Raw genomic sequence first — 24,943 nt, 5'->3', positions numbered from 1 at the left:
CATGAGTTCTGCGACAATTCCCCGCGCTTTTGGTAAATTTACGGTTTTATTTACGCTTGCAGAACGATAATCGCCCGTAAAATTTGCGTATGAAATGGTCGAGCTTAAAGGAGATACCAAGGCGCGACCAGTACGTTAAGTAATTGGGTCAGCCACTAAGAACACCTCATGATCACAGAGGGCTTTTTTCTCAAGAGGTGACTTATCGTTGCACAAACAAGGTAAAAGCCAAGGTAGAAGCAAAAATGAAGTTTAACCGCTTAGGAAATAGTGATTTACAGGTATCAGAAATTTGTTTAGGCACAATGACATGGGGAATTCAAAACACCCAACAAGACGCCGATGAACAAATAAAATACGCGCTTGATAAAGGCATAAACTTTATTGATACCGCAGAAATGTATCCCATCCCACCCAATGCGGAAACCTACGGTGATACAGAGCGCATTATAGGAGATTGGCTTAGCCGACATTCTGCATCGCGCAAAGATATGGTACTAATGACTAAAATTGCGGGAAGCGGCCTTTCTTACATTAGAGACGGTGGGCCAATTACTTCACAAGCGGTTACAGAGGCTCTTGATGATTCATTGCAACGACTTCACACCGACTATATCGATGTATATCAATTACATTGGCCCAATCGCGTAACACCGCATTTTGGAAAGCATTGGCCTGACATGACAAACCCAACAAAGGTTGATCGTGAAAAAGAAGTGGAAGGAATGCGCGACATCTTAGTGGGAATAAAGAACGCGTTAGACAGCGGTAAAATCAAGCATTGGGGGTTGTCTGATGATACCCCTTGGGGTATCCACACGTTTCTGTCATTGTGCAAAGAAATGAGCATTCCCAACCCCGTATCTATTCAGAATGAGTTTAGTCTGCTTCATGCTAAAGATTGGCCGTACTTAATTGAGATGTGCGAACTTGAAGATATTGCGTACTTACCTTGGTCTCCTCTTGCAACTGGTATTCTAAGTGGGAAATACGCACAAGGTAATCGACCAAAAGGTTCTCGATGGACGCTAGTGCAACGTATGGGCTTGTTTCGCAATCAGCCTTTAGCACATGAAGCGACAGCGCAATATGTAGAAATTGCGCAGCAAGAAGGGATGACACCATCGCAACTGGCGTTGGCTTGGTGTAAACAAGTACCAGGGGTGACATCTACGATAATAGGAGCGACATCAGTATCACAGCTTGCTGAAAATATTGAGGCGTTTGATATTTCTCTGTCACCATCAGCCTTAGATAAGGTGAACACAGTGCTTCGCACATTCCCTCTTGGTTTTTAGCAAACAGGACAGGTTAATTATTTATGGCTAGCGGTTAACACACGCTAGCCATTGACTTTCTAGCGCGCTTTAGCTCGTCATTTTTGTGTAATACAGAAGTCATACTATGCATTTTTATGTTTTGCTTCTAAATACACTATGTCTCTAATCAACCCTCAATTTGCTGACTCCCCTAGTATTGATAATCATCATAATTGGCAACGCTGGTTACTTCTTGCCTTGCTTGTTTATGTGATGCTACTTGCTGTAAGTCTTATCGGTAGCGGTTTTGAGTATGCCGCAGGTGATCACGCTAAAGCGCTATTTAATTTTGCCTCTAACCCTATAATGGGGCTTATCATCGGCATGGTGTCTACAGCACTTATTCAATCATCCAGTACAGTTACTTCCATTATTGTCGGTATGGTCGCAGGCGGTCTGCCTATAACTATTGCCGTACCAATGATGATGGGAGCCAATATAGGGACAAGCATTACCAACACCTTGGTTAGTCTTGGGCATGTAGCAAAAAAGGAAGAGTTCCAGCGAGCATTTAATGCTGCGACTATTCATGATTTTTTTAACGTGTTGTCAGTTTTTATTTTCCTGCCACTCGAAATGGCTTTTGGTGTACTTGAGTACCTCAGCGGTCAGCTTGTTACTTTGTTGCATACGGGGCAAGCTATGGGGGTGGGTGGAGTAAACCCAATTAAAGCCCTCACTCAACCAATAACAGATCTTGTAACTGAGTATCTTCAATTCTTGCCGTCTATTTATCCAGGTGTTGCAAAAATCATTTTGGGTATCGGTTTGATCATGCTATCGATTACCTATATGGGAAAAATAATGAAATCCCTAATGGTGGGTAAAGCCAAGGAGCTTTTACATAAAAGTATTGGCAAGGGCCCTTTGTCAGGTATTGCGTCAGGGGCAATTACCACTGTGCTTGTACAATCATCTTCAACCACCACATCACTTATGGTACCGCTGGTGGGAAGCAACGTATTACAAGCAAAGGATATTTACCCTTTTACTCTTGGCGCGAATATTGGCACCTGCATAACGGCACTTATTGCTGCATTAGGCGTGTCTGGAGTAAATAGTGGCTTCGCGCTGCAAATAGCATTGGTTCATTTGCTCTATAACGTATTGGGAGTGACGGTAATTTACGGCATTCCCATGTTGCGCAATATCCCGCTCAACCTGTCATATCAACTATCCGTTGTTGCTGCTGAGCGAAAGCTGTATGGCGCAGCATACATTGCAGGCTTGTTTTTCTTCATGCCGCTGGGGATCATATTTACTACGCTTTAAATTGCGTGATGACAGTAAACTGGCAAGTTACTTGTGACGTGTAGTTCATGAAAATGAAACAAAAAAGCGGTGCTTGAGCACCGCTTCTAGTCGGATTTATTCTACCTTAGAAAGCGTATTTAACCGATACTTGAAGACGGTTCATGTCACCTTCTAGGCCCGATTCTACTTCGCGATGAGCAAAAGCGTACTCAGCACCAACGGTGAGTGCTTTGGTCGGTGAGTAAAGGTAGTTTACACGTGTACTGTATGTGCTTTCCGTAGTACCAAGCCCGGTTAGCGCCGTGTCGTTATCGGCTTCAAATGCCGAGAACATAATGCTACTGCGGGCTTTTTCATTCCATACATGGCGGTAAGAAATGGCATAGCCTGTGGTGTCAATAGCCTCTAAGTCACCATTTGCATTAAGCACTGCACCATTTACCGCATTAAGTGCCGCGTAGCGACCTAAACCAGAACCTGTGTTAAACATAAAGCGAATATCGTCGCCATTCGACAGTTTGTATTTACCGGATACCGCTACGCCAAAACTGGTTTCATCTGCATCGATATCGCCGGCATTGTCGTACGATAACTGTCGTAACAGACCTGCCACTTTCACATAACCCCAATCGTACTTTGAGGTATAAGCAGCAACAAAATCTGGTACTGTGTTGTCGTCACTTACAATTCGGCCACCGCCGCCAAATGGCGTAATGGTCGACTCGGGATTCTCAAGAGCCAGCTGTAGACCACCGCTGGTATAACGAACCATAACTTGACGACCAAAGGTAATGCCATCAGTAATACCAATAAAATCTAGTGATTCTGGAAGTGAACCCACGTCCATGAATGTTGTCCACGTCTGACCTACTAACCAGTTTTTGTAGGTAAGGTAAGCGTGACGAACACGAGGAACATAAGAGTTACTAATACGCTCATCACCGCCGCTGGTGACTACAAAGTCTAGTTCGAACACACCATTAATGGTGTCACCTTCAGCAGTCGGCGTAGATGTTGAAAAGCGGAAGCGTGATGTTCTGATGTGAGCATCAAATTGGGCATCCTCGTCAACGCCACCAACCGGAGTTAGTGAAGGGATATAAAAATCTCGACCGACGCTGCCTGATGCGATGGTACCGTCAGAGTAATCACTTACCATGGCGTCCATTTTTATATAGCCCGTGAATTTCACACTTGTGTCGCCAATCGTGGCTGCATTTACTGCACCGCTTGATGCTGCTAAGCAAAGTGCAACGGCTGCTGCTGTGGTTTTTTATTTTAGCTTTCATCGTGTTTTCCAAAAAAGTGGTTAATTAAATGTAAATTCAACGTTAACATTGCTAATTGTGAACGTATTATCCCAGATTTAAATACGCCCATGGTCGCATAAGACCATAGTCGTAGTACTAAAGACCCAGAACTAATTTTGGATAATTGTTAAGACCAAAGTCTCATTTTGCTTTATTGATGACAGGCTAGAGTGTTGCACCATACAACAAGAATTTTACATTATTCATAGTGGAGGCAAGTTTTATGACCGCCAATAAGACATATCCAGTACCTGAAAATATCCTTCAGTCTACGCATTTAAACGCTGAGCAATACGATGCAATGTACAAGCAGTCTGTAGAGCAGCCTGAAGCATTCTGGGCTGAACATGCATCTATGCTCGAGTGGTATCAAAAGCCGTCTAAGATCAAGAACACACACTTTGGCGCAGATGATGTGTCCATAAAGTGGTTCGAAGATGGTGAGCTTAATGCTAGCTATAACTGTATTGACCGCCATCTTGCCAAAAATGCAACAAAGGTAGCCTTTCATTGGGAAGGTGATTCTCCACAAGACAGTCAAGATATTACTTATCAGCAAGTACACTACGAAGTGTGCAAGTTGGCTAATGCACTAAAAGGCATGGGCGTAGGAAAAGGCGACCGCGTTGCTATCTACATGCCTATGATCCCTGAAGCGGCCTATGCAATGCTGGCTTGTGCCAGAATTGGTGCCGTTCACTCGGTTATATTTGGTGGTTTCTCTCCTAACGCTATTGCTGATCGTATCAACGACAGCAGCGCCAAGGTCGTGATTACGGCAGACGAAGGTCGTCGTGCAGGAAGAAGCATTCCACTTAAAGCGAATGTTGATAAAGCGCTAGCGGGTGGGGCATGCCCTTCAATTACAAACGTCATTGTTCACAAGTTGACGGGTGGCGATGTTGAATGGAATGAGCAATACGATGTGTGGTGGCACGACGCTATTGATAGCTGTGCTTCACAGTGTGAACCAGAAGTCATGAACGCGGAAGACCCGCTTTTCATTCTATATACCTCAGGTTCAACGGGTACGCCTAAAGGTGTGGTCCATACAACGGGTGGATTCTTACTGTACTCTGCAATGACGTTTAAATACGCCTTTGATTACAAAGAAGATGATATCTATTGGTGTACGGCAGATGTAGGTTGGATCACAGGTCACAGCTACATGGTATATGGCCCAATGATCAATGCGGCCTCTCAGGTGTTTTTTGAAGGCGTACCAACATATCCTGACGTTAAACGTATTGCTCAGGTGGTTGAAAAGTACAAAGTAAATAGTTTGTACACAGCACCAACTGCAATTCGCGCATTGATGGCACACGGCGATGTACCGGCAGAAGGGTGTGATCTTTCGTCTTTGCGCCTATTAGGCACGGTAGGCGAGCCAATCAACCCGGAAGCGTGGGAATGGTATCACCGCGTTATTGGTCAAGGCCGTTGCCCAATTATCGATACCTGGTGGCAAACCGAAACCGGCGGTCATATGATCCTGCCGCTTCCTGGCGCGACTGAGTTGAAACCTGGCTCTGCAACACGTCCATTCTTCGGAGTTCAACCGGCACTTTTCGATGCAGATGGTAATGAACTAGAAGGGGCAGCAGAAGGGAACTTAGTTATTAAAGACAGCTGGCCGAGCCAAGCCAGAACAGTCTATGGTGACCATCAGCGCTTTATCAACACGTATTTCAGTGCTTATAAAGGGGTGTACTTTACCGGTGATGGTGCCCGTCGTGATGAAGATGGCTTTTATTGGATAACCGGTCGAGTGGATGACGTATTAAACGTATCTGGTCACCGCTTAGGTACTGCAGAAATTGAAAGTGCATTGGTAGCTCACCCTAAAGTAGCAGAAGCGGCTGTTGTGGGTTATCCTCATGATATTAAAGGGCAAGGTATCTATGTTTACGTCACACCAAATGAAGGTGTAGCGGTTGATGAAGACCTAACTAAAGAACTGAAAGCGTGGGTAAGACAAGAGCTAAGCCCAATTGCTACGCCAGATATGATCCAATGGTCAAATGGTCTACCAAAAACGCGTTCAGGTAAAATCATGCGTCGTATTCTTCGCAAGATTGCAGCAAATGAACACGAGCAGTTAGGTGACACTTCTACGTTGGCTGATCCGTCGGTTGTTGATACACTGATAGAGGAGCGTCTTAACAAATAATAAAGGACAAACACAATGATAACGCTTTTAATCGCAGATGATCATCCGCTGTATCGCGATGCATTAAGAGGCGCACTGTCGTTGTCCTCACCCACTTTGACATTAAAAGAAGCGGGTGATTTGAATACCACAGTCGATATTCTCAACAATGAGGATATCGACTTGTTGTTACTCGATTTACACATGCCGGGAAGTAATGACTTATTCGGCTTATTACATATCCGCAAATTATTTCCCGATTTACCCGTTGCAGTTGTTTCAGGTACTGAAGACACCACCCTTATCTCTAAAATCATCAGTGTTGGTGCGTTGGGCTTTATTCCCAAAACAGCCAGTGCGCAAGATATCGCCAATGCGGTTGAAGCTATTTTAGATGGTGATGTGTGGTTACCTGAGAATGTAAGTGACAATGTTGATGAAGTGAACGAGGCATTTTCTGAACTTGCCGACAAGGTAGCATCTCTCACGCCGTCTCAGTACAAAGTACTGTGTTACATGCGCGATGGCTTACTTAATAAGCAGATTGGGTTTAATTTAGACATTGCTGAAGCCACAGTAAAAGCACACGTAACCGCAATCTTTAAAAAATTGGGTATTAATAACCGCACTCAAGCGGTATTAATTGCCTCACAACTTGAGCTTGAGCCGCCCAAGCAATAAGTGAATCCAGTCGATACCTTAGCCAATTGATAGGTAGCCTCATAAACAACCAGTGTTGTAGAACAATTCAGCAGTACTAAAACCAGTTTATTCGTTATATCCGCGCTCTACAACACCGCCGCTTTTCGCATTAATCTTTACCTGTAAGTATAAAATCGAACTCAGGGTCTACAATGAAGTGACCACTCATTGCTTCTCTGCCTAGTAGCATTAAGTAGGTCATTTCAGAGCGGTCAGTCAGCGTTAGTTGAATATCCCATTGCTCTCCGTCCATAATTATAGGCGTTACTATTACATAACGCTTTTCTAAAGTCGCGGTAGAGCTTTTAACGCGCTTTTGTCCTTCTACTCTTGCTTCACGGCGCACAACGCGCTCTACATTGTGAATATCAGGGTGAATGTCAAAAGTGATCCAAAGCTCTCCGTCTTTTTCTATTTCTTCAATGTTATCAACATGCAGTGATGATGTAGCAGCACCTGTATCGACGCGCACATTTAAGTCACTGATAGCTAATTTAGGCAAATCGCATAGCTCTACTGCACCAACTATTTTTTATTTTTCATAGGGTTTCTACCGAGTATTATTCAATGGTGCCTTGTTCTGGCGGTAATAAATTGTCTTGTAAAAGTTCTACGTGTTCTGCAACAGAGTCGGGCTCAGAAAAGTAGGCAATGTGATAGACCGCTTCACCTTCTTGAGTGAGAGGTATATTTTGCTTGCCTATTACCACGCCTTCAGCTGGGCTGATAATATTGTCTAGAAAGTTGCCAAATGGATCTGCAATGGTTGCCAACTTATCGCCTTTAGATACATGATCGCCCAATTGCGCAATATGATTAACGAAACCGCTTTCAGATGCCCGTACCCAGCCACTTTGACGTGCGATAAACCGCTCTATATTGTGACCTTTTGAACGGCTTTTATTTAGCATGCCTAAATGTCTCATGGTATTCACAATACCTCTGACTCCGGCGCGAATCGAAAACTCGTCGTAACGCAATGCTTGCCCAGCTTCGTACAGCAATATTTTTACACCACTGGCACTTGCTGCTTCGCGTAATGATCCATCGCGAAGTTCAGCATTCAGTAAAACGGGAACACCAAAGGCCTTTGCCATTTCTAGTACGTCTTCATCGTCAAGATCTGCACGTACCTGAGGCAAGTTACTGCGATGGATAGCGCCTGTGTGTAAATCAATCCCCACATCACATTTAGACACGACTTCTTTGAAAAAAAGGTTTGCTAAGCGTCCCGCCAAAGAGCCCTTTTTACTTCCAGGAAAGCTGCGGTTTAAGTCCCGTCTATCGGGCAGATAACGAGATTGGTTCAATACCCCGTAAACGTTCACCATAGGAACCGCAATAAGCGTTCCTCGAATTCGTGAAATGGCCTTAGAACGAATAAGCCTTCCAACAATTTCAATGCCATTGAGTTCGTCACCGTGAATCGCTGCGCTGACAAACATGGTTGGCCCAGGGCGCTTTCCGCGTTTGACGTATACCGGAATACTCATGCTGGTTGCGGTATACAATGGCGGCATTTCTAGTTCAATTTTCTTAGTTTCACCAGGGGCGATAGTTTCACCCCCAATGGTCAACACGTCTTTTACCACTAAGGTCTTCCTATTGTGAACGGGGCAGCGATTTACGCTGCTTAACCTTTACCACGGGTTTTGGTTTTATGGGGTTCAGCACTTTTTTCGATGAACTCAATAATCATTGATGCCACGTCTTTATGTGTGGCCTTTTCAATGCCTTCAAGTCCTGGCGATGAGTTCACTTCCATTACCACAGGGCCATTGTTTGAGCGTAAAATATCTACACCACAGCAATTCAATCCCATAGTTTTTGCCGCATCTACGGCAGTTTTTCTTTCCGCTGGGCTTAGTCTTACTAAGCTTGCTTGTCCACCACGGTGTAAGTTTGAGCGGAATTCACCCGGTGCCGCTTGGCGTTTCATTGCTGCGACAACTTTTCCACCCACTACAAAGCAGCGAATGTCAGCGCCGCCGGCTTCTTTAATAAATTCTTGAACCAAGATGCTGGCATTGAGTCCCATAAAGGCTTCAATAATCGACTCTGCGGCCTTTTGGGTGTCTGCAAGTACAACACCAATACCTTGGGTGCCTTCAAGTAACTTAATCACAACTGGTGCACCACCAACGGTCTTGATAACGTCATCAATTTTGTCAGGGTGGTGAGCAAAACCCGTTCTAGGCATGCCGATGCCTTTGCGCGACAGTAACTGCAACGATCGCAACTTGTCTCTTGAACGACTTATCGCTACCGACTCGTTTAGGCTGTATGTGCCCATCATCTCAAATTGACGAACAACAGACGTGCCGTAGAAGCTCACTGACGCGCCAATACGCGGAATTACGGCGTCATAGTAGGGTAACTTTTTACCGTGATAGCGCACAGACGGTCGCGAACTTGTGATATCCATGTAGCAATGCATTGTGTCGATGACATCAACTTCATGGCCCCGAGCTTGCCCGGCTTCCACTAAACGTGACGTAGAATAAAGACGTGGATTTCTGGAAAGTATAGCGATACGCATTTTAAAAAAGCCTGTAGTTTGTATTATTTTTGAAGGTGTTCGATTTCTGTCATATACCACGGTAGAACGTGAATACGTTTTAGACAAGTATTTTTGCGCGCATAATAGGTGATGGGGCAATATGTGTCTTACGAATAATTCTTGTTGTGTCGATTGCTTTTAATGAATGAACTTCACTACTAATCGCGTTAGCATACCAAGTTGTGTTGAATTAACAGTGTTAAGGTAGCTTTAGATGAATGATTGGTGGCACGCGTTTTTGATATGGTTGACAGAATATCAATCTAACGTTGTGTGGAGTGGTATCGTGTTATTGGTGTACTTGGCTACTTCAAGAAAGCTGTTGCCAAAGTTAGAAAATAACATCGAGAAATCTAAGCTCAAATCGAGCAGCGCCATAAAGGGGTTATTCGCAGCTAGAGTGCTCGTTGCAACACTTTCTGTTTCGTTGCTTCTTCTAGCGTGGGGGATTGATTTTTCTGGGCTACTGGTTTTATCTACATCTATTATTACCGTTACCGGTGTAGCGCTGTTTGCAAGCTGGTCGTTAATAAGTAATATTACCGCCTACTTCATTTTATTAACCAATGTTGCTTACAGGCGCGGAAATTATGTGCGTATTTTGGATGGCGATAACTTTATTGAAGGCGTTATTGCTGATTTAGGCCCATTCAGTACACGTTTGGTTACAGCCGAACGCGAAACCTTAATGTACCCCAACAATCTGATACTCACGCGGCCGGTACTGCTTAACCCTAAAGTGAAATGGGGCTCAATGGGTAAAGTGGTTTCTAAATCTACCACTGAAAGCACTCACCTTAAAGTTGACGAAGGTAAAACACCTGAAGAGCGGTAACGTTAGAAGCAGTCGCTTATACCAAAGCGCATTGACCTTTCTGCTTGAAACTCACTTGGCGTGCTAAAACTCACTTAGCGTGAAATAATATCAGTCCGCACAGATAATTACCCACTCAGCGAGAGTTAAAATGTTCGTAATCGCGGCGTGTTACCGCAGGTATAATAGTGAACTGCAAAGGTCAAAACGCCCTAATTTTTCCTATTCCTCTGTGATATTTTTTGCTTCGCGAATGTAGCGCGTCATACTTTGCAATAACGCTCTCAATTTCGCTGGTTTTAATGGCTTAGACAAGAAATTTACTCCCTGCGCTTTGCACTGTGTAACCAATGTTTCATCAGGGGTTGCAGTGATCAAAGCTGCAGGGACGACAATATTCAAGCGCGTTCGTATTTCCTCAATTAATGCCAGACCGTTTTTCGCATCGTCGTGGCTTAGTTGATAGTCCATTAGCAATATTTGCGGCTGAATGGTTTCACACAACGTGAGGGCGTCATCCCAATTGTTGGCAAGCGCAACATTTATTCCCCACTTAGTCAGTAATGTTTGCATTGCATCTAGGTTCTCACGTTGGTCATCAACGCAAAGTACATCCATACCGCTAAATGTGGTATTCCGTGGCTTGGCCGCTTCACTCGCAATAGCTTTAGGTTCGGTTTTAATCAAAGAAAAGGCAAAACAGCTTCCTTTGGCAACGTTGGATGTCACTTGAATGTTACTGTTGAGTTGCAGGCTTAATCTCTTTACTACGCCTAAGCCTAAGCCAAGCCCGTGCTCTTTGCTTTCATTAGCACGGAAAAAATCACCGAAAATACTGTCTTTCTTGTCTTTTGAAATACCAATTCCCGTATCCATTATTTTAAAATAAACAGTTTGCCCTACGGGTTTAACAGTGAATAATACGCGGCCCTTTTCGGTGTATTTCACCGCATTTGAAAGTAAGTTTTGCACAATTCGGTACAAGTAGGTTTTGTCCGCGCTAACCCAGCACGGGCGAATAATTGCCTTAAATTTAAGGCCTTTTTCCTTTGCGCGCATAGCCATTTCATCCACTAATGGAGAGAGTAAGGTATTCACGTCCACTGACTCGAATTCTGGCTTCATTTCACCCTGATCGAGTCTGGCAATATCCAGTAATGTGCCAATAAGGTTTTCACTTGAGATAACACTGTGATTGAGCTTTTGAATAATCGCATGGGCTGAATCGGGCAGTTCTTGTTCTTCCAATGCACTGACATATAGCTTTGCCGCATTAAGAGGCTGCAATACATCGTGACTGGCCAACGCCAAAAAGCGGGTTTTACTGGCATTGGCATCCTCTGCAGCCTTGCGCGCCCGAATTAGCTCTTTTTCAGCTTCCGAGCGCCGTTCAATTTCAAGTCGTAATTCGGCGTTAATTGAATGTACTTCTTCAGTACGTTTTTTAATGCGCGCTTCTAGGTCAATGTTCGATTCTTCAAGAGCTTGTTGAATTTCAACGTGACCCGTAATGTCGTTAAAGCTGGTTACAAAGCCGCCACCCGGTAGTGGGTTGCCCACCATTTCAATAACACGGCCGTCTTTGCGTTGACGCGTAAACCTATGGGGCATGCCTGAACGCAAATGGCTTAAGCGTTTCTCTACTTCAGCTTCAACATTATCAGTGCCAAACTCGCCTTGTGATGCATTGTAGCGAATGAGTTTTTCAATTGAATTTCCCACCGCCAATAGGTTATCTGGATAGGGGTAAAGATCGGCATAACGCTTGTTCCACGCCACCAAATTTAGGTGCTTATCAACAACGCTGATCCCTTGGTCCATATTCTCTAACGATGTTAGCAAGGCGGTCATATTAAACTGCATGGCCTGGGTGGTATCGTCGAAGAAATTGATAATTTCGGTAAAGTCCATTTTTTTACCGCGCAAGGCACTATCTAACAATACCTTCGCACTCGATGCACCAATAACGCCTCCTAATGCTCTTTCACAAAATGAAAGAAAAGAATCGTTTGGCGTAGCATCGTGTTTTAACTCACAGTGATTGAGCTGTTGATATTGTTCGAGTAACTGCTCACATCGTCCCGACCCCATAAAAGTTGACAGCAAGGTGATTAAATCGGAAACCGTTACATCGGTAGCCTGAGTTTTAACAGTATTACTTGAGGAAACCGTAGGTGAGACAAATGCTTCTGCCTGAATACGATCAATTAATCGCTGTGGGGCAAACCAAGAGAACAAAGCGTAAATAATTGAGTTAGCAGCCAAACTTATCATCGCTCCTTGGCTAATAAGCTCATTTTGTTCTAGCTGTGAAACTTGCTCGCTAACAATGGGCAATACTAACCATAAAACCCAAATAACTAACCCCACCATAAGGCCAGCGTAGACTCCATGGGCATGTGCTTTCTTCCAGTATAGACCACCTACAATAGCTGGCATTAATTGAATAACTAACGAGAAAGCAATTAGCCCTATAGAGTGCAAAGAACGGCTTCCAGTCATCTGCTGGTGGTAGAGAAACGCCAACATCAAAATACAGGCAATGACAATTCTACGAATGAGTCTAATTTGGTTAGACAGATCTTGCTTGTTGTCTGTTTGACCACTAAAGGCGAGGATCCTTGGCAAAATAACATCATTGGTCAGCATAGTACTTAAAGTAAGTGTGGCAACGATAATCATTGCCGTTGCTGCGGACAAGCCTCCAACAAAAACAATAACTTGAAGTAGGGTTGACTCGGAAAATACGGCAAGAGAGAGTACATACGAATCTGGCTCGATACCTTGTCCTACAAAAATGGCTTTGCCCGCAATAGCAATAATAGGGATGACAGCTGATATTACCGCTAAATATAAGGGAAATAACCAACGGGCAGTGCGAATGTGGTCCAAACTCAAATTGTCGATAATAGCAACGTGGAATTGGCGAGGTAGGCAAACAATCGCTGCTGCTGCCATTACAGTCTGCGCTATAAATGAAAATGATCCAAATTGTGCGAGCGCAGCTTCGTTGACAAAGCTCTCAAAGAAGGGGCCAGATTCAATGTTTTTCCAAGCTGTGTAGCCTACAAAAGCAACAAGAACCAGAGCAAGTAACTTAATTGTTGACTCAAACGCAATGGCAAGCATTAGCCCTCTTCGATATTCGGTAACATCGGCTTGACGGGTTCCAAAGTAAATTGCGAACACCCCAATAAATGTTGTCGCCGCTAAAATAATGGCATCGCTATTGGATTGTTGAGTAAGCAGTTGAAAAGTTGCCCCCACGGCTTTTAATTGCAAAGCGATATAGGGGATAGTTGCTAACAGTGCAATAAGAGTTACCACCAATGCTACCGTTTGACGTTTGCCATAACGAGAGGCGATAAAATCAGAAATTGTGGTGATATGTTGTTTTTTACTGACCAACGTCATCTTGTAAATGAATTTGTATCCCAATGCATAAACCAAAATTGGCCCTAGCATAATGGGTAGATAAATCCACGTATCTCGACTGGCTTGCCCTACCATGCCGAAGAAGGTCCACGCCGTACAATAAATGGCAAGTGCAAGAGAATAAATAGCTGGGTGTGACGTGATTGCTCGCGCCTTGGAGGAGTTTTTCTCTCCCCAACTGGCAAGTGAAAAAAGTAGAAAAAGGTACAACACTGCCAATGTAACCCAACCAAATACCATAAGCTTACCTTTAACTAAGTTTTAACAAATCTGTCGTTATTATAATCATTTCGACCATGGTCTAACCTACGACCATGGTCTCATTTTGTATTTTTTAAGGCAGGTCTAGAGTAGTACCTGATCTCCTAAATGCTTGACTTTGCTGCTTTGATTAGACTTATGGCTAAGTTCTATATGCAGCAATAACGTTAACAAGGCCGGGCGTTAGGAAAATGTAAAAACATAACAACTAGTTAACCTGACATGAGGGTGAAACAATGGCATTTAGAAACGAAGACGATAAAAAAGCATATTGGAAGGAGAACCTTTCACTCCTTGCCAAGCTTTTGGTCGTATGGTTCATCGTATCATTTGGTGCCGGCATATTATTTGTCGATGCATTAAACGAAATTCAATTCTTTGGCTTTAAACTGGGCTTCTGGTTCGCTCAGCAAGGCTCAATTTATGTGTTCGTTGCTTTGATTTTTGTCTACATGGCAAAAATGAACGCTATGGATAAACGCTACGGTGTAGACGAGGAGTAAACCATGGACGTTCAAACACTTACATTTATTATCGTTGGCGGCTCATTTGCGCTTTACATTGCAATTGCAATTTGGGCTAGAGCAGGTTCAACAAACGATTTCTACGTCGCCGGTGGCGGTGTTCCACCTGTTATGAATGGTATGGCTACAGCAGCTGATTGGATGTCTGCGGCCTCGTTCATTTCAATGGCGGGTCTTATCTCGTTCATGGGTTACGACGGCGCGGTTTACCTCATGGGATGGACCGGCGGTTACGTACTACTTGCGTTATGTTTAGCGCCTTACCTACGTAAATTCGGTAAGTTTACTGTACCCGATTTCATCGGTGATCGCTACTACTCACAGACGGCGCGTACCGTTGCCGTATTCTGCGCAATCTTCGTTTGCTTTACGTATGTGGCAGGCCAAATGCGTGGTGTTGGTGTAGTATTTAGCCGTTTCTTAGAAGTTGATATCGTATCTGGTGTTGTTATCGGTATGGTTATCGTTTTCTTCTACACCGTTCTTGGCGGCATGAAAGGTATAACCTATACGCAAGTAGCGCAGTATTGCGTACTTATCTTTGCTTATATCGTTCCTGCGGTATTTATCTCTATCATGGTAACAGGCCATATTCTTCCTCAAACTGGCTTTGGCGCTACATTAGCAGATGGTTCGGGAATGTATATGTTGCAGAAACTCGACATGCTCTCAGTGGAACTAGGCTTTAATGAATATACCTCTGGCACGAAAAGTACTATTGATGTGTTCTTTATTACGTTCGCTCTAATGGTGGGTACTGCGGGTCTACCTCACGTTATCGTTCGTTTCTTCACCGTGCCAAAAGTACACGATGCACGTAAATCTGCGGGTTATGCGTTGGCTTTCATCGCTATCTTGTATACCACTGCACCTTCACTTGCTGCGTTTGCTCGCGTAAACATGATTGAGACCATAAACGGCTCAGAAATGACGGGTACTAGCTATGCAGAAGCTCCATCTTGGATCAAGAACTGGGAACAAACTGGCCTAATTGGTTTTGAAGATAAAAACGGCGACGGCAAGATGTTCTATTCAGGTGATGAGCGCAACGAAATGAAAGTTGACCGTGACATCATGGTATTGGCAAACCCTGAAATAGCGAACTTACCAGCATGGGTAATTGCACTGGTTGCTGCTGGTGGTGTTGCCGCTGCATTGTCTACCTCTGCGGGCTTATTGTTGGTAATTTCAACATCGGTATCACATGACTTACTCAAACGTAACTTCATGCCTGATATTACCGATAAAGCTGAGCTGATGTATGCGCGACTTGCTGCGGGTGTGGCCATTGTTATCGCAGGATACTTCGGTATCAATCCGCCCGGTTTCGTTGCACAGGTGGTGGCCTTTGCCTTTGGTTTGGCGGCATCGAGCTTCTTCCCTGCAATTATCATGGGTATTTTCAGCAAGCGTATGAATGATAAAGGTGCTATTGCTGGTATGCTCTCAGGGCTAGTATTCACAGCGGCTTACATCATCTACTTCAAGTTTGTAAATCCTGCTGCGAATAACCCAAGCAACTGGTGGTTTGGTGTATCTCCTGAGGGGATCGGTACACTGGGCATGATAGTGAACTTTGTTGTAGCTTTCCTAGTGTTCAAAGCTACCGATGAAGCGCCAGAAGAAATTCAGGAACTGGTAGAAAGCATTCGTTATCCAAAAGGTGCAGGTCAAGCGTCTGCTCACTAAGATAGTGAACTGTTAAAAAGTAAAACAACCAACCTATTAGTGAAAGCGAGTAGGTTGGTTTTTCGTTTTATGAGTAAAAAACTATGGCCGTTATCGCAAAACAAGTTGAAGATTTTCTCTCTACATCAGCGCCTTTTGATGCATTAGATAGCGACATTCGCGCTACGTTAATTGGTCAAACAGACTTACTGTATTTAACTGCCGACAATGCAAATGAGCTTAGCGGCAGTGCGCCTAAACTTTACTTGATACAGAGTGGTCAATTCTCTGTGCAAGATGGTGATGGCACAACACGCCACTTAAGCGAAGGTGACTTTTTTGGCTACCCATCCATATTAGAAAAACGAGCATTACCACTTAGTGTTACCGTAGACAGCCCAGGTTTGGTTTATTGCTTTAATGCTGATGCCATGTATGCGCTTCTTGATTTGGCGCCAGTTAAGAGTTTTTTTGCCGGACTTCAGAACAATGCGCTGCAAAATCATGCAATGTCTGACTCGAATTCCATGTGGCTCTATAAGGGGCTAACGGACGTCATCAATAAAGCTCCTGTATCTATTGAAACTTCTGCATCTATCGCTGATGCTGCAATGTTAATGACGAAAAAGAAAGTATCTTCTTTACTTATTACCGAAGATACTAAAGTGGTGGGGATCGTCACCGATAGAGATTTACGCTCTCGTGTAGTTGCAAAATCTGTCGACACAGCACTATCCGTGCGCGAAATAATGACCCTTAACCCTGCGCAAATTGGTGGCAATAGAACGTTGTTTGACGCTATGGCGTTAATGACAGAGAAAAATATTCATCACCTACCAGTTATCGACCCTTCAAGCACTCAGCCACTTGGTATGATTACGGCAAGTGATATTATTCGTCATCAACGCGGTAATGTTCTTTTTATTATCGGTGAATTGTCAAAGGCAGAGAATCTATACGAGTTAACACGCTTATCGTGGCAGCTACCGCATTATTTTGCAGCACATGCCAAGCGTGCAGGTGACTTCGATATAGCAGGTAAAATACTTTCACAAGCCACTGATATTATGACCCGAAAGTTAATTGGCTTTTTTCAGCAGGAGCACGGCAAGGCGCCGATGATGTTTGCATGGCTAGTATATGGCTCTCAGGCGAGAGAAGACCAGACTATGGGCTCTGATCAAGACAATGGTTTACTTCTAGCCAACACACCCAATACACAACAAGCGCAATATTTTGCTGATATGGCGAGCTATGTATGCAATGGCTTAGCAAAATGTGGCATTAAGCTTTGTGACGGGAACATTATGGCCAGCAATCCCAAATTGCGACTCCCACTTGATGAGGCAGTGAGAGAAGCACAGCAATGGGTAAAGTCACCAACCAAAGAAGCAATCATGCATTTCAATATTTATCTGGATGTACGATGCGCTGCGGGTGATACCAGTTTATTCAAAGAACTTCAAAAGCGACGTGCACCCTTGCTTCAACAGAAGATGTTTCTTGCTGCACTGGTACGCCAAAGTAATGATGTGGCGGTGCCTTTGTCTATGTTTCAAAAGTTTTCCTATGAAAAAGGAAGAAAGCAAAAAGATAGCATTGATTTGAAAACCCGTGCAGTGGCACTTATCAATAATATTGCTCGTATTTATGCTTTGGCAGATGGTATACCGTTGCCCAGTACTCTCGCCCGTTTAGAAGCATTGTCTGAGCAATCTCAGCTTTCAAAGCGAGATGCAGCGAATTTACGAGACATATGGTTGTTTCTGAATAGGTTGCGCTGGCGTCATCAGTTGGAAAATAAAGTCACAGACAATTGTGTTTCTGTAGGGACTTTATCATCTATTGAAAAACATCAACTTAAGGCTGCATTTAAAGCCATTGAACGGACTAATCAGGCGATGGTAATGAAGTTTTCAGGCGGTGTTGGCTGATATATCCATGTTAAGTCAGTTCTTAATTCTGTTGAAAAAAGTCATTAACGAGGGCGGTGTGTTTAAAAGCCCTTTTAGAGCTCGCCTCAAAAACGTAATGTTAAATGACACAGTGTTTACGGCTGTTGATCTTGAGCTTACTTCCCTAGACCCAAGTACAACGGATATTACGTCTATTGGCTACGTAAGTGGCTTAAACAATAAGGTGAAATTGTCTTCTTGTGGCTACCATGTCATCAATACCACGGCAGACCTTGGGCAAAGCCCTGTAATACACGGGCTTACCCATGATGTACTAGAGCAGGGGATTATGCTGGATAAAGCATTGTCATCACTTTGTGAAGCTATTCAAGGCTCGGTGCTTGTATTTCACAATGCGAGTTTAGACTTAAAAGCGTTAGATAAGGTATTCCGCGACTACAAATTCCCACCTTTAGACGTTGTTTATATCGATACACTGCAACTGGCTTTGTATCAACTGAACAAACAACACCAAGTTTTACCAAATAACAGTGCAACACTTACCGTGTGTCGACAGCGCTTAGATTTACCCAGTTTTCCCGAACACAATGCCCTTGATGATGCCCTAGCCACGTTGCAATTGTTTTTCGCGCAATTACAGCAACTAGGTGTAAATAGCCAGGATAATTTAAGTGTACTTCTTCATACTAAAGCGATAGGGCGATATACATTAGGTAGGGATACATTTAAATAAAATGTTAAATCCTCTATGTGGGCTATACTCTTTATATCGAGTAAAGAGAAGGTGCCTATTATGTATGCTCGAAACACATTTATTTTATTCATAAGTTGTCTGTTATTTGCGTGCCAATCCACAGACAAACAGACTACGTCAAATTCTCCAACGCTGCTTAACGATGCGCTTTTCCCCACCTATCAACTTTTCGCAGTTGAGACTCCAGAGGAAATCTTTTTTCTCGATGATGACGCCAAGGCATTTGCTGAAAGAGCGGTTTACGAAATTAGTATTTCTGAGAAAAACCCCAAGCGGTTTGCAAAATCCCTGTTTGAGCACTCTGATCAAAATGATGGTGCTGTTGTGTATCGAAATAATGCGAATACCGTAGCAAATTCTACCTTCAACAATCGCTCTGCGAACTGTTTGTCATTATCAATTATGGCTTATGCACTTGCGGAGCATGCTGGGTTAGACGCTGAATTCTATGAAATTGATATACCTGAATACTGGACGAGAAGGGACGGTTATAGCTTGCTCAACGGACACATAAATCTGCAGGTTTCTGTGCCGGATAACCCGCTGCTAGTTTCTGTAGGAGCGTCGGCAGTAACAATAGATTTTGACCCGCAGATGTTGCGCAGTCCATTTCCACGCAAGGTAATTTCAAAACAAAAAGTACTGTCGATGTTTTATAACAACAAAGGTGCAGATGCGCTGGTGGCAAATCGATATACACGGGCCTATGGGTACTTTCGCGCTGCAGCGTTAATGTCTCCGCAGCTACAACAGAGCTGGGTTAACTTAGGCGTGCTTTATCGTAAGATAGGCGCGCTTGACCAAGCGGAACTAACCTACAAGCACGCACTTTCTTTAAATGAGGATAATCTTACTGCGTGGGAAAATTTGTCCATTTTGTACGTCCACCAAGGGCGTAGTGATGAAGCCATGGCCATTACAGAAATGGTAAAGACCAAAAGAAGAACAAACCCTTTTTATCATTTTATATTAGGAGAGCAAGCATTTGATGAAGGGGCACTTGCACAAGCCCTTAGCCATTATCAACGAGCGTTGAGGTTAGATGATGGGCATCACGAAATACTGTTTGGCATGGCGAAGGTACTTCATGAATTAGGCGATATTCACCAGTCACAACGCTACCTGCAGCAAGCGTTAAAGCAGGCAGACAATGACCAAGATAAAACGCGCTACATGTCTAAGCTTGCCGCCATTGCAAGCAGCTAAATTTGGGCAAAAAAAGCCACGGACAAGCCGTGGCAAAATAACACTACAAAAGGAACTTAATTTAAATTACGCCCAGCTCGCGAAGGCGCTCTTGCAGGTATGACCCCGCAGTATGACGTTCTGAAAGAACAACATCTGGTCGAGGGTGTAAGAACAATGGCAAAGAAATACGCGATTTCGTCATGTCTGCGCCATCTGGGTTCACTACCCTGTGGGTTGTTGACGGGAAGTAATGGCCTGATGCTTCTTGAAGCATGTCACCAATATTTACAATCAAGTTCCCAAAATCACAAGGAACATCAAGCCAGCTTCCGTCTTTTGCTTTAACTTGTAGTCCCGGTTCATTTGCCGCTGGTAAGATAGTAATTAAGTTAATATCTTCATGAGCAGCAGCGCGAATAGCATCAACTTCTTCATCACCTTTTAATGGTGGGTAATGCAAAATACGCAACAATGTTTGATCAGAGTCTTTGATCATGTCACCTAAAGGTTGACTGTATTTGTCGCTCACTTCAGCCGGAGAGTGCTTTTCAATCCATCCAAGTAACTCTTTTGCAAGCGTATTGGCTTCTCCATAATACTGAGAAATCTGTGGCAACAATGACTCAGGGCACTGACCCCATGGGTAATAGTGGTAGTACTCTTTAATGTCTTTTTTGGTAAACCCTTTCGCTACCTCAGAAACGCTCTGAGGAAAAAATCCGTCTTGCTTACCTTTGTTGTACAAGTAATTATTTTTTCTTCGCTATCGAAGAAAGCCTGCCAGTTATCGTAAATACCTTGTACCAATGACTGCTGGATAGGGTGATTTTTTAAAACCCCAAAACCAGTCTCACGAAGCGACTTTACGAATTCTTCTTGTGCGTTTTCCGCTTGATAATCAACAGCAACTAATTGCATAACTTTATCCCGTATATTTTGACTGCGGCATTATAAAGGTAGACGGGCTACAGAAAAAAGTCGCGGAATTTGATACAAATCAACCCCGCGAGGAATTTGCGCGTAATTTACATAAACCTGACCAATTAGTCCAGTAAAAACTGACCAATTGGTCTAATTTGAATGTTTTAACCGAGAGTGAGGTAAAAGCCCGCTAGAGCGGCACTCATTAAATTAGATAGCGTTGCAGCAATAACAGCTTTTAACCCCAGTCGCGCAATTTCTTTTCTGCGTGTTGGTGCCATAGCACCAATTCCACCCATCAAAATAGCGATAGAAGAGAAGTTTGCAAAACCACAAAGTGCAAAGGTGATAATGGCCTGAGACGCTTCAGATAGCTGAGCTTGGTTTTCTAAGAAATTGAGGTAAGCAACGAACTCGTTGACCACCATTTTCTGACCAATAAAGCTACCTGCAAGTTGTGCTTCCTCCCATGGTACGCCGATTGCCCATGCAAGAGGTTGAAGTACATAACCCAGGATCCCTTCAAACGTTACGTTTTCATAACCAAAAAGCTCAGCTGTCCAGCCAACAAGGCCGTTTACTAAAGCGATAAGTGCTATGAAAGCTAATAGCATGGCCCCCACGTTCAACGCGAGTTGCATGCCTGATGCTGCGCCGCTGGCAGCAGCATCGAATACGTTGGCGTAGCCGGTATCTTCCGCTTCTACGTCTTTTAAATTTTCATTGGGCTTACTGGTTTCTGGCAAGATGATCTTGGCCATCAATAGTCCGCCTGGTGCCGCCATGAAGCTGGCTGCTAAAAGGTATTTTAGATCGACCCCCATTCCCGCATAGCCCGCCATTACAGAGCCCGCAATAGAAGCAAGACCACCTACCATAACAGCAAATAGCTCTGAGCTTGTCATATGAGGAATAAAAGGACGAACCACCAAGGGTGCTTCGGTTTGGCCTACAAAAATGTTTGCAGCAGAAGACATAGATTCAGGTTGGCTAGTACCGAGTGCTTTTTGCAAAAAGCCGCCAATAACCTTAATGACAACGCCCATCACTTTTATGTGATAAAGCACGGCAATGAGGGCGGAGAAGAAAACGATAACAGGCAGTACGTTAAAAGCAAAAATGAACCCAATAGACTTATTGCCAATTGGGCCAAATAAGAAATCGATACCTTCTTGGCTATAACCAATAATGTTGGCTACAAATTCGGTTGCAGCCAACAGCACTTCTTTACCTGGTTCAGAATAAAGGACGAATGCACCAACTGATGCCTGGATAGCAAAAGCGCCACCCACCGTACGCCAATTAATACTGCTTCTCGCTGAAGATAGCGAAAAAGCAATAGCCAATAGGAGCGCGATGCCCAATAAACTTACCATAGATTTATTCCCTTAAAGAAGCGCTTGCTGAATGTGTGATTTGATCACATCGAGTGCAATTTGGTTTTTTCCACCTTGCGTCACCACTACGTCGGCAGTGAAGCGGCTTGGTTCTATAAACTGGTGATACATAGGTTTTACAGTCTCTTCGTACTGTTTTGCCACTGATTCAATGCTTCGACCGCGTTCTTTCAAATCGCGCATCATTCGACGCATAAGACAGATATCTAATGGTGTATCAATGAATATTTTTACATCGTATAACGGCAGAAGGTCGGTGCGTGCTAACAACATAATGCCTTCCAGAATAATTACAGGTGCGGGATTTAGTCGCTCTGTTTCTGGTAGGCGAGTGTGCGTTTTATAGCAATAGTGAGGGTAGTCTATAGGTTGACCTTCACGCAGTGCTTGAAGGTGTGCTTTTAAAAGCTCATGCTCAAACGCATTTGGGTGGTCGTAGTTATTTTTCTCACGCTGCTCCATCGGTAAATGATCTTGAGCGCGATAGTAATGATCTTCACGCAAGACTTGCACAGGGCGGCCTTGAGCACAAAAACCGTTAAACAAATTTTTTGTAAAAAGAGACTTTCCAGAGCCTGAAGCTCCAGAAATGGCAATAATTAATGGCGATTGCATAGTACTATAAAGCTGATTTTCTTGAAGCAAAGATACGCGTTTAGGCCTCGCGAATCAATGTAATATTCACAAGATCTTCGTTTATGGATCAGTCTTTGCTTCAACTTTATTGTATTTTCAATGCATTGCAGGCAATTAGAAATAAAACAAAAAGTCTTCCAAATGGTCAGTTTTTATTTCACTTTATTGATAACTGCAAGTTTTTCTCAGTAAATAACAGCGAGCAACTTGCGTTAATTTCCAATAATTTCAATATCCTCTTTTTTAATTGATGGTAGTGCATAGGAGTGTTGCTTAGAGCGAGAACCTTCACCTTGTGCTCTTGGTGGGTAATAAGTTTCTTTCTCTTCAATAAATCCAGTAAAGACTTCATCAAGCGCTGCGCGTATCTCACTTAACGTTTTATCTAAATTGGCATTGAAGTCTGGGCGCTTCCGCTTTGTGTGTCCTAACTCTATTAAACGCCCAAAGCTTTTATTTGCCAGTGCCATCAATTCATGGGGCACATCTTTATGAGGAGGCAAGGGCGCATTGGGGTTTTCAATACAGTATTTCACTAAGGCAGTGTAAAAACACAGTGGCTTGTTTTGTAGCGTAACCACTTTGTCATTAATACCATTTGATATGGTTTTATCTTGTAAATTTATAATCAGTCTAGGTTGAGGCGGTGGCGCTTCTGCCTCTGCAATAGCCTTTCTTATTGCCCGTCTACTAGCAAAAGCAAAAAACGGTGCAACCAATAAAGAGGCGACAAGTGCTACCCAACTGAATGACAGCCCTTGCAAAGGCGACTTGGTGCGTAGCAGTATGCTAATTTCTTGTTCTGCGTTTACAAACGACGTTTGGTGCAATTCGGGGAAAGTGCTTAATGTTTCATCCTTAACGGTTATTTCTTGAATAGCACCTACCAGTACTGGAGAAACTTGCGCTTTTAATGTGGTATTTAGTTTATCTAAGTAACGATATATGGCGTATTCATTAACGGGTGTATTTAACGTGTTATTACCCACATCTAAAAATGCGCTATCTAAACTAATACGTCTTTCAACTTTATCTATTGCATTGTGAATAGATGTTTCATTTCCGATGTATTGAGCAATAAATGCAACTGTGTGAAAAGCGAGAAATACACACAGCCAATTAAGTGCTATTACAGGTTTAGATTGAAGTTGTACATTGGACGAAGTCACTAATTGCACCCCGCTTCTAATGTAATATCTTTATAGTAGGGTCGAGGATGATTTTTTGAAATATCTTCTACAACAGACTGAACTGCACAATATAAATCGGTATTCTGGGTCTGCATTTTTAAAAACCACTGCATGCCACTTACACTCTCTTGTAAAGGGGTAGCGTAGTTTCGTGAAAAGCGCTTGCCATCTTCTTCCGCCCAATAAGTAGAAATAATGTCTACGTCGCCGGCTAGCAGTGCACGTCGTAGCTCTTGATGAGAACTAAAGTAAACAATATCTAGGTTGTTATCACTCAATCCTAAGTCTTGTAAAACGGTTTTAGGCACAATGTGCCCTGAGCGACTACTTGGGTAATCCAACAAACCTATCTTTTTACCAAGCAGGTATTCTTTATTGAGGCGTGGTTTTTCTCTAAGTGCAATAAAGAACGCAGAATAGTCAGGATGGGCGGCTATTTTAGTTAAGCCATATATTTGGTCAGCGCCAAAAGCTTCAACAACATTGTGCTTGACCAAGGCAAGATCGACTACGCCATGATTTATATATCTAAATGTATCGTAGTCACTTTGCCCAATAATTACTTTCACTTCACTGTATTGACGCTCTATGGTGGTGTTTGCACACAATCTCTCACTGACCATTTGGGCAATTCTTCCGTCGGTCACATAGGCAAAAAATACATCATCATTACCCTGCAATTTGGTCTTGCAGTTTAAATATTGACCAGTTTGTGGTGCGATGTCACTATAAGTGGTGGAATTTTGAAAATAGTTTACCGCACCGCAAATACATGCAGTGAGGAGAAATATGATCCACTTTCCAGAAGCAACAATTCTAAAATTAGCCAAAAAAACGACCAAGTGAATTAACGATTTATATGAGGATTTCATCAGTTAAGGTTACTTATTGCAATAGGTAAATTTATTTTAATTGGTTAAATTATTGAATTTTAATGATATATTA

The 24,943-nt window shown here is 43.3% G+C and carries 18 protein-coding genes and 2 pseudogenes; 10 read left to right on the top strand and 10 right to left on the bottom strand.

What is annotated here, in order from left to right; all coding sequences use genetic code 11:
- The first annotated feature begins 245 nt into the window (after positions 1-245).
- On the top strand, positions 246-1,298 hold the full coding sequence (locus tag EYR97_RS15670) for an aldo/keto reductase (protein ID WP_131094602.1): 1,053 nt from the start codon (positions 246-248) through the stop codon (positions 1,296-1,298).
- Between the two features lie 138 nt (positions 1,299-1,436).
- Positions 1,437-2,591 carry a Na/Pi symporter gene (locus tag EYR97_RS15665; protein WP_131094601.1) on the top strand — a complete coding sequence of 385 codons (1,155 nt, stop codon included), beginning with the start codon at positions 1,437-1,439 and terminating at the stop codon, positions 2,589-2,591.
- A 106-nt stretch (positions 2,592-2,697) separates the two neighbouring features.
- Here EYR97_RS15665 and EYR97_RS15660 read toward each other — a convergent pair.
- Positions 2,698-3,862 (bottom strand): annotated as a pseudogene (locus EYR97_RS15660) (DcaP family trimeric outer membrane transporter).
- 244 nt (positions 3,863-4,106) lie between these two features.
- On the opposite strand from EYR97_RS15660, the gene acs reads away from it, so the two are divergent.
- Positions 4,107-6,053 carry an acetate--CoA ligase gene (gene acs, locus EYR97_RS15655; protein WP_131094600.1) on the top strand — a complete coding sequence of 649 codons (1,947 nt, stop codon included), beginning with the start codon at positions 4,107-4,109 and terminating at the stop codon, positions 6,051-6,053.
- 15 nt (positions 6,054-6,068) lie between these two features.
- Positions 6,069-6,713 (top strand): response regulator transcription factor, encoded by a 645-nt coding sequence (locus EYR97_RS15650; RefSeq protein ID WP_131094599.1) that lies wholly within the window; start codon positions 6,069-6,071, stop codon positions 6,711-6,713.
- Positions 6,714-6,843: 130 nt separating this feature from the next.
- On the opposite strand, the gene EYR97_RS15645 is transcribed toward EYR97_RS15650, so the two are convergent.
- Genes EYR97_RS15645 through rimK form a run of 3 tightly spaced genes read right to left on the bottom strand, consistent with a single transcriptional unit; the run spans position 6,844 to position 9,273 of the window.
- A complete protein-coding gene (locus EYR97_RS15645) occupies positions 6,844-7,263 on the bottom strand; it encodes a RimK/LysX family protein (protein ID WP_131094598.1) in 420 nt (139 codons plus the stop codon).
- A 31-nt stretch (positions 7,264-7,294) separates the two neighbouring features.
- A complete protein-coding gene (locus EYR97_RS15640) occupies positions 7,295-8,326 on the bottom strand; it encodes a succinylglutamate desuccinylase/aspartoacylase family protein (RefSeq protein ID WP_131094597.1) in 1,032 nt (343 codons plus the stop codon).
- 41 nt (positions 8,327-8,367) lie between these two features.
- A complete protein-coding gene (gene rimK, locus EYR97_RS15635; RefSeq protein WP_131094596.1) occupies positions 8,368-9,273 on the bottom strand; it encodes a 30S ribosomal protein S6--L-glutamate ligase in 906 nt (301 codons plus the stop codon).
- 235 nt (positions 9,274-9,508) lie between these two features.
- Between rimK and EYR97_RS15630 the strand changes: the two genes are divergently transcribed.
- The gene (locus EYR97_RS15630) at positions 9,509-10,129 is read left to right on the top strand and encodes a mechanosensitive ion channel family protein (RefSeq protein WP_131094595.1); all 621 of its coding nucleotides are present in this window, start codon (positions 9,509-9,511) and stop codon (positions 10,127-10,129) included.
- A gap of 201 nt (positions 10,130-10,330) precedes the next feature.
- On the opposite strand, the gene EYR97_RS15625 is transcribed toward EYR97_RS15630, so the two are convergent.
- Positions 10,331-13,783 carry a PAS-domain containing protein gene (locus EYR97_RS15625; protein WP_131094594.1) on the bottom strand — a complete coding sequence of 1,151 codons (3,453 nt, stop codon included), beginning with the start codon at positions 13,781-13,783 and terminating at the stop codon, positions 10,331-10,333.
- A 257-nt stretch (positions 13,784-14,040) separates the two neighbouring features.
- Between EYR97_RS15625 and EYR97_RS15620 the strand changes: the two genes are divergently transcribed.
- The 5 genes from EYR97_RS15620 to EYR97_RS15600 all read left to right on the top strand — a co-directional run bounded on the left by EYR97_RS15620 (position 14,041) and on the right by EYR97_RS15600 (position 19,872).
- Positions 14,041-14,307 (top strand): DUF4212 domain-containing protein, encoded by a 267-nt coding sequence (locus EYR97_RS15620; RefSeq protein ID WP_131094593.1) that lies wholly within the window; start codon positions 14,041-14,043, stop codon positions 14,305-14,307.
- 3 nt (positions 14,308-14,310) lie between these two features.
- Complete coding sequence (locus tag EYR97_RS15615) at positions 14,311-16,017, top strand: sodium:solute symporter family protein (protein ID WP_131094592.1); 1,707 nt, start codon at positions 14,311-14,313, stop codon at positions 16,015-16,017.
- Positions 16,018-16,100: 83 nt separating this feature from the next.
- Positions 16,101-17,930 carry a DUF294 nucleotidyltransferase-like domain-containing protein gene (locus EYR97_RS15610; protein WP_131094591.1) on the top strand — a complete coding sequence of 610 codons (1,830 nt, stop codon included), beginning with the start codon at positions 16,101-16,103 and terminating at the stop codon, positions 17,928-17,930.
- The gene (locus tag EYR97_RS15605; RefSeq protein WP_258313260.1) at positions 17,923-18,645 is read left to right on the top strand and encodes a 3'-5' exonuclease; all 723 of its coding nucleotides are present in this window, start codon (positions 17,923-17,925) and stop codon (positions 18,643-18,645) included. Before EYR97_RS15610 ends, EYR97_RS15605 begins: the two co-directional genes overlap by 8 nt.
- Positions 18,646-18,705: 60 nt before the next feature.
- On the top strand, positions 18,706-19,872 hold the full coding sequence (locus tag EYR97_RS15600; RefSeq protein WP_131094590.1) for a tetratricopeptide repeat protein: 1,167 nt from the start codon (positions 18,706-18,708) through the stop codon (positions 19,870-19,872).
- Between the two features lie 61 nt (positions 19,873-19,933).
- Here EYR97_RS15600 and EYR97_RS15595 read toward each other — a convergent pair.
- The 5 genes and pseudogenes from EYR97_RS15595 to EYR97_RS15575 form a co-directional block, all read right to left on the bottom strand.
- Positions 19,934-20,772, bottom strand: a pseudogene (locus EYR97_RS15595) (2OG-Fe(II) oxygenase family protein).
- A gap of 167 nt (positions 20,773-20,939) precedes the next feature.
- Positions 20,940-22,151 carry a NupC/NupG family nucleoside CNT transporter gene (locus EYR97_RS15590; protein ID WP_131094589.1) on the bottom strand — a complete coding sequence of 404 codons (1,212 nt, stop codon included), beginning with the start codon at positions 22,149-22,151 and terminating at the stop codon, positions 20,940-20,942.
- A gap of 12 nt (positions 22,152-22,163) precedes the next feature.
- On the bottom strand, positions 22,164-22,787 hold the full coding sequence (udk, locus tag EYR97_RS15585) for a uridine kinase (RefSeq protein ID WP_131094588.1): 624 nt from the start codon (positions 22,785-22,787) through the stop codon (positions 22,164-22,166).
- 233 nt (positions 22,788-23,020) lie between these two features.
- Positions 23,021-23,977 carry a hypothetical protein gene (locus EYR97_RS15580; RefSeq protein ID WP_131094587.1) on the bottom strand — a complete coding sequence of 319 codons (957 nt, stop codon included), beginning with the start codon at positions 23,975-23,977 and terminating at the stop codon, positions 23,021-23,023.
- Positions 23,977-24,870 carry a PhnD/SsuA/transferrin family substrate-binding protein gene (locus EYR97_RS15575; protein WP_131094586.1) on the bottom strand — a complete coding sequence of 298 codons (894 nt, stop codon included), beginning with the start codon at positions 24,868-24,870 and terminating at the stop codon, positions 23,977-23,979. Before EYR97_RS15575 ends, EYR97_RS15580 begins: the two co-directional genes overlap by 1 nt.
- Positions 24,871-24,943 lie beyond the last annotated feature (73 nt).

It is taken from the genome of Alteromonas sp. KUL42, from assembly GCF_006538325.1.
GTDB lineage: Bacteria > Pseudomonadota > Gammaproteobacteria > Enterobacterales > Alteromonadaceae > Alteromonas.
Note: the sequence above shows the minus strand (reverse complement) of the source record. Positions and strands in the feature narration are given on the sequence as shown.